The organism is Pedobacter sp. (genome assembly GCF_035566355.1).
In the GTDB taxonomy this organism is placed as follows: Bacteria; Bacteroidota; Bacteroidia; order Sphingobacteriales; family Sphingobacteriaceae; genus Pedobacter.
Window position 1 is genome coordinate 1 of sequence record NZ_DATMRL010000311.1, and the last position, 5,694, is coordinate 5,694.

Here is a 5,694-nt window from a genome sequence, read left to right on the forward strand (position 1 = left end):
CGGGTCCGCTTGGGTCATTGAACTCCGCCATTATGGTACTGTCGATTCTGGTCTCCAGACTTTGTGCAAAGAGATTATTAATGAAGCCGAGGGCTATAAAGGAAAGAATCGATAATATTTTGATTGAAACTGCTTTTGTCATTATTCTTTTTGTGTGTGACGCCTTTTTAATCAATCTGGTTACAGAAAGTAGAATGAAAAACGATATCTGGATAGTTTACATATTTGCTATTCGTCTGCATGTTGGTAACTCCTTTGAATCCAACCGTCAGTATAAAAACGCCAAAAAGGTCTAATTACGCCGATTACGTATAAATACGCCAGAAGCGCCAAAAGTGCGGTCCTTTATTTTATTCATGTATAGATTCGGTTCAGCAATTGAGCTGATGGGCTCGGTTGAAATCTAAAACCGGAAAATCATGAAATCACAACAATCAACATCATTTGTAGGAGTTCTGCTTAAAGCTGGGCCTTAGGTTTGGCTTATAAGTAATTCGGTTCTTGTACTGCTCTTGTTCGACTATGCTTCGTCTCGGGTATCGAAAAATGTAAACAAGAGCAGGAGCAGATTGAAACAACAACAATATGTCTTGTATGTCGTTTGTCCGCCGCAAAAATGATCCGGTTAAAGATCAAAAATTAAACACTTTAAAACAGAATTATCATGGCTAAATTATCTAAAGGAATTTTTGGACCGGTTTCAGGACGGATCGGTTCTGTGGTTGGGGCAACCTGGAAAAGTATTGCTTATCTGCGCTCTATGCCCAGGAAGAAAAAGCAAAAAACAGTAAGGACACCTGCACAAATTGCCAATCAAATGAAATTTAAGTTTGTAACTGAATGGCTGGTGCCTTTTTACCCCTATGTTTCTAATGGGTTCAGACATCTGGCTCAAGAAAGAACTGAAATCAATGCGGCGTTCTCCTTAAATTATCGGCAGGCGGCTAAGGGGGCTTACCCAGATCTGAGCATCAGTTATCCTGATGTTGTACTTAGTAAGGGAAACTTACCTGGTTTAATGGGAGCAGAGGTTTCAAGGATTGGAGCTGATGTGATTCAATTGACCTGGGAAAAAAACACCCAGCTTCGTCAGGTGTCTTTTGACGATCAGCTGATGCTGGTTCTATATAGTCCGGAACTCAAAATAACGGATGGTTTTATAGGAGGTGTTAAAAGGGCAGACCATAAATGCAGCTTTAAACTGAACCCGAAGTTGGCGAATAAAGCGCTTGAAGTGTATGTGGGCACTTATACTTTGAGTGGGAAAATGGTTTCAGATAGTAAATATATGGGGAGGATAACGCCATGAATGCAGAAATGAATACTTTAAGGACCTTGATCCTACAGCAAATGGATCCGGTTTATTTTAATTTGGATCAGGAGCAAGTGCTGTATTGGATAGCGGAGTTGCCTGTAATTAAAGAGCAGATTATTAGGTTTATGCAGGAGGAGATGTTGGGTATTACTTCAAGTAGTTTAGTGGAGCGGCATTTGAAGCAGATCCAGTATGATTGCGGCTTTTTAGCTGATGCTTTGTTTAAGTATCAGAAGGTACCGGTTTCTTGTATGGAATTATACGCTGCTGCCGGGGATTGCCTGGAGCAATTGCTGGAGCATATTGAAGTGCGGTACGCGGGTTTCTTTAACTGGGCAAGAGAGGCTGTTGTTGCTTTGCCTAAACGGGAAAGTAATCCCCGGATCCGGGTGTTGTTTTCCGTTGATGCACTGGCTTATTTCTTTAAGCTGTTGAATAAGGCTGGTGGCTTGGATGCAGGTCCTGTTACGCAGTTGATCCTGGCGATTTCGAAGAACTTCATTACTCCGGGCATAGGAGATGGGTTTATCTCACCTAATAGTTTAACTACAAAGTATAAGCAGGTGGTGCAGAGTACGGCTATGCGGGTCAGAGTGTTATTGGTTAGGATGTTGAAATTGCTGGACGAGGAGTTTAATTAGGGGCTGGGGGAAAAATAGGTTTTCTGATCGCGCTGAACCTTCCAGGTTCTGAGGCTTGATCATGAAAACCTATTTTTCTTGGGTGCAGACCGATGAGGGTGGGTGCCATATTGCTATTGTGACAATAAACATATTGATAGGAATAAAAATAAGGCTCATCTCGGCCCTTAGCAATATAGGCGTAAGTTTTATTTACTACTTAATTCTGGCCAGTCAGACGGCCATTTTGGAAGTAATAATAACTTCTATTGCTGCCGGAACCATACATCCATTGTTCTTGCGTTCCTGACTTGTATTCAGAATAGTTGACCTCATCCGGTTCTCCGAGACTTAATTTGACTTGTTGAGTTGTCATTCCGATCTTTGCTTCCTGATTTGCAATTAATTTCCATATTTGGGGGGAAAACTTGTATTTAGCTTTCGGGTTGTACGTCCAGAAGGTGTTGTGAAAAGAATAAAACTGACGATAATTATAGGATAGGTTACTTCCACTCATATTAACATCTCGATAACCTATCTTTCCACTGGCAGTTTTTAAAATGAATCGAACCGGTGCTTGGTCTTCAGTCCCAACTGCAATTTCTTCTACAGTGACCCTTGTCAACCTAACATTATGGATTTGACCTGTTTCACCTGAGCGTGCATCGTAAGTATTTAATGAATGATCTTTGACCCATAATGACTTATGCAGAAATAACTCTTCGGCTTCTTTCAAATCTCTCATTGGAGCGAGATCGCTAAATTGACAATTAGAGACTGTGCTGGTATATTTGTTCCCAAGAGAGTCTTGGAACACACCATCCCGGCCTTTTATTTGAGCCAAACTTAAAACCAGCCCTACGCCATCATTGTAAGATAAGTGATCAGTTACACTTTTCGAATTCTCTCTGTAAATGTCCTGATAGCCGTATCTTTGAACTGATTTACTCTTTGGCATTACTATAAATTTTTCACCAATCATCTCTCCTAATTCACGAAAATCTACTGGGCCGTAAAGTTTTTTGCTGGCTGGTTGAGTCTTTGCAACTGTTCCAATGTTTCCTGATTTCAGAAATTTACTTTGACTAAAAGCAATATTTGAGATAAGGATGATAAAAATCGAGAGGAAAAATTTGTTCATATAAGCGTTTAATTCAACGAAGGTAAAAAATATCCAGATTTTTAAGTCTATGGTCATCACTTTTATTATACAAACTTGATCTTTCTAGCGTCGGCTTCTGAAACGAGTTCAGAATGACGGCAGGGCGGTGATAGCGATTGGTTTTCTAAAGCAGTTTTGAGGACTTGGCAACTTGGTGTTAATTTTTAAAATTTGGAATAAAGAAAACTTTTCCATTTAGGGCTTGTTCCATCTATACATCAATCTTTATAAAAATGGAAAACAAAACAGTAAACACCGAAGTGCTGAATGACCTGATCGAAATCAACAACGACAGGATTGTCGGCTATCAGAAAGCGTCAGAAGAACTATCACCAGAGGATAATGATCTTAAATCTGTATTTGCAGAAATGATCAGACAGAGTCAGCAAAACAAATCTGAATTGACTCAGGAGGTGCAGGTTCTGGGTGAGGAACCAGAAAAAGGAACTACAAATTCAGGAAAGATCTACCGTGCATGGATGGATTTGAAAGCTGTTTTTACAGGGCATGACCGTCATACAGTGCTTGAAAATTGTGAGTTCGGAGAAGATTCAGCTAAAAAAGCTTATAAAGCGGCATTGGAAACAGAAGGCCTGTCTGCACACCTGCATACACTGATTGCTGATCAGCAGCTTAGCTTAAAACAATCACATGATAAAATAAAAAGCTTACGCGATCAATACGTGGAAAGATAGATCTGCATCCTAAATAAGCCCTGTCAATTGACGGGGCTTTTTTATATACGAAGAAAGATGGCTAAATCAACCCCAACTTTGTAGCCTTACCAATAAGCATAGCTGTATTTTTTGCCTCGAATTTTTCGAGCAAGCTTTTACGATGCGTATTCACCGTTGGAATACTGATGAAAAGTTTTTCTGATATTTCTGCATTGGTTAATCCTTCTGCAATCAATAACAACACTTCTTTTTCTCTCCGGGTAATCAGGAGCTGATGAGGTTCTGCTTTTCTCAATGAACTTGTAACTTCGAAACTATAATATACCTTTCCTTTTATCACGGTGTTTATCGCTTCCAACAGTTCTTCCTTCGCTGCGTTTTTTAAGACATAGCCTGACGCACCATTATCCATCATATTGCGGATAATGGCCTGTTGGTTAAAGGTACTAAGCCCCAGCACCGCAACAGAAGGATATAATTGCTTTACTTCTTTACATAAATCTATTCCGCTTTTATCAGGCAGGTTTACATCCATTAAGATCACATCCGGTTCATGCAATCTTAAAAAACTCAGACAGGATTCGGCATTGGTGGCATGTCCCATCCAGTCGAGCGTCTTTTCATTTTGTAATAAGGAACGAATGCCCTCAATTACCATATAATGATCGTCTACCACAAAAATGCCTGCTTTCATAGTTTGTTTAAATATTAATTTCTATCATTACCGAAGTACCTTTTCCGGGAGCCGATTGCAGGTCTATTTTACCCTTTAAGAACTCCACTCGGTTTTGGATATTTGACCAGCCCATTCCGCCAGCATGCTTTAGCAGATTCATATCAAAACCATTGCCATCATCTTCTACAGTAATGGCCAACAATTTTTCCTGTCTGGATTGATGGAGCTGGACCAGCACATTTTTGGCATTGGCATGTTTAATCGTGTTGTTCAGTAGCTCTTGTATAATACGATAAATAGTAACCGAGGTTGTTTGTGGTATATCTGCTTGATGCATGCCTACGGATTGATAATTTACATGCAGCACAGCACCACGATCCATCTCTGCGCAGAACTCCTTTAATGCAGTATCCAACCCATATTTTACCAGTATTTCGGGCATCATATTATGTGCCACACGGCGCATTTCCTGAATAGAGCTGTCCAGCATATCGATGCTGCGCTCAAAAGCATGGGCATTGTCTGGGGTCATTATTAAATTCTCTTTGATGTTCCCTAATGAAAATTTTATACCACTCAGCATACCACCCAATCCGTCGTGCAGGTCTTTAGCCAGGCGGGTGCGTTCCTGTTCCTCACCTTTTAGTACAGCTTCGGTGGCCGTGAGTTGTTTTTCAGTTTCCAATTCATCGATCTTTGCCTGCTGCAGTTTTTGCCGGTTTTTGTAGTTGCGATATAATAGTAAGGAGATGATAAGAAAAGCAATTGTGCTTCCGATTAAAATATAGTTGATCGTATTTTTTTGGCGGATGGTTAGTTGCTGTATTTTTTGTGTCGCTTTTAATTGACCGATCTCCTGTTCTTTGTTTGCCACCCTGAAACGAACATCCAGCATAGCGGCTTTTTCTTTTATATTGTCCGACTGCAGACTATCAGAAACTGCATGATATCGCTTTTGATATTCATAGGCTTTCTTATAATCACCTAATCTGCTGTACCACTGCGAATAATAATCCAATGCAGAGGCCTCAGTATCCTTTTGGTCATTTTCTTTGGCTAATTGATACAGTTTGTCAATATTAGCTTTTGCTTCTTTTTGTTTTAAAGCCAATTGATAGTATACTATAAAATCGAGTGATTTTCCCTGTTGCCAGACATCTTCATTTTTTACAGCATACTCGTACGATTTATGATAATAAGTAAGTGCTTTTAAGGTATCCTTTTGATAGCTGGCTTCCAAATCT

At 40.0% G+C, this 5,694-nt stretch carries 7 protein-coding genes; 4 read left to right on the top strand and 3 right to left on the bottom strand.

Features of this window, described 5'->3' with window-relative positions:
• The 3 genes from VNZ46_RS12160 to VNZ46_RS12170 form a co-directional block, all read left to right on the top strand.
• Positions 1 to 296: hypothetical protein (locus VNZ46_RS12160; RefSeq protein WP_325560401.1), on the top strand; the 296-nt coding region annotated here is incomplete at its 5' end.
• Positions 297 to 664: 368 nt separating this feature from the next.
• A complete protein-coding gene (locus tag VNZ46_RS12165; protein WP_325560402.1) occupies positions 665 to 1,309 on the top strand; it encodes a DUF6266 family protein in 645 nt (214 codons plus the stop codon).
• Positions 1,306 to 1,956, top strand: a complete 651-nt coding sequence (locus tag VNZ46_RS12170) for a hypothetical protein (protein ID WP_325560403.1) — start codon at positions 1,306 to 1,308, stop codon at positions 1,954 to 1,956. Before VNZ46_RS12165 ends, VNZ46_RS12170 begins: the two co-directional genes overlap by 4 nt.
• Before the next feature lie 199 nt (positions 1,957 to 2,155).
• On the opposite strand, the gene VNZ46_RS12175 is transcribed toward VNZ46_RS12170, so the two are convergent.
• Positions 2,156 to 3,133, bottom strand: a complete 978-nt coding sequence (locus tag VNZ46_RS12175; protein WP_325560404.1) for a hypothetical protein — start codon at positions 3,131 to 3,133, stop codon at positions 2,156 to 2,158.
• A gap of 197 nt (positions 3,134 to 3,330) precedes the next feature.
• On the opposite strand from VNZ46_RS12175, the gene VNZ46_RS12180 reads away from it, so the two are divergent.
• On the top strand, positions 3,331 to 3,792 hold the full coding sequence (locus tag VNZ46_RS12180) for a PA2169 family four-helix-bundle protein (protein WP_325560405.1): 462 nt from the start codon (positions 3,331 to 3,333) through the stop codon (positions 3,790 to 3,792).
• Positions 3,793 to 3,853: 61 nt separating this feature from the next.
• Here the strand turns inward: VNZ46_RS12180 and VNZ46_RS12185 are convergent, their stop codons facing one another.
• A complete protein-coding gene (locus VNZ46_RS12185; RefSeq protein ID WP_325560406.1) occupies positions 3,854 to 4,468 on the bottom strand; it encodes a response regulator transcription factor in 615 nt (204 codons plus the stop codon).
• A gap of 7 nt (positions 4,469 to 4,475) precedes the next feature.
• Positions 4,476 to 5,694, bottom strand: a 1,219-nt coding sequence (locus VNZ46_RS12190) for a sensor histidine kinase (protein ID WP_325560407.1), incomplete at its 5' end; no start/stop codon positions are given.